The sequence below is a fragment of the Bradyrhizobium sp. genome, from assembly GCF_016462955.1.
In the GTDB taxonomy this organism is placed as follows: Bacteria; Pseudomonadota; Alphaproteobacteria; order Rhizobiales; family Xanthobacteraceae; genus Bradyrhizobium.
On record NZ_JAEMSD010000521.1, the window covers coordinates 4232 to 4642 of the forward strand.

At 61.8% G+C, this 411-nt stretch carries 1 pseudogene; it reads left to right on the forward strand.

Annotated elements, in window-relative coordinates:
- Positions 1–200 precede the first annotated feature (200 nt).
- Positions 201–411, forward strand: a pseudogene (locus JHD07_RS33355) (iron permease); the annotation flags it as partial.

Sequence of the window (411 nt, forward strand, 5' to 3'; positions counted from 1 at the left end):
GCGCCATGACGACGCTCGCGGTGGTCGCCGCAGCAGCGAATGCCTGAGAGATGAAGCAGAAATTCTCAACAAGAGGTGATGCGCGCGCAGATTAGAGCGGCTCCAATTGGGCGAACCGTACCTGGGGGTTACGAAGTTCAGGCCGTCATTCCAGCAGGACCGCCGTGAGAGCCAGGCCGCTGCGCTTCATATTATTTGTCATGTTCGCTGTCCTGCTCCAGGGGCCGGCCAAGGCCGAAACCGGCGATGTCGAGACCACGGGGCGCCTTCTCGACTATATCGCGGTCGACTACGCGAACGCGGTGGCGCACGGACAGGTGTCGAGTCCTTGGGAATACGCCGAACAGAACGAGTTCGCCGCCATGGTCGCCGACAAACTGCATGGGCTTCCGGCGAAGCCGGAGAAGGAGG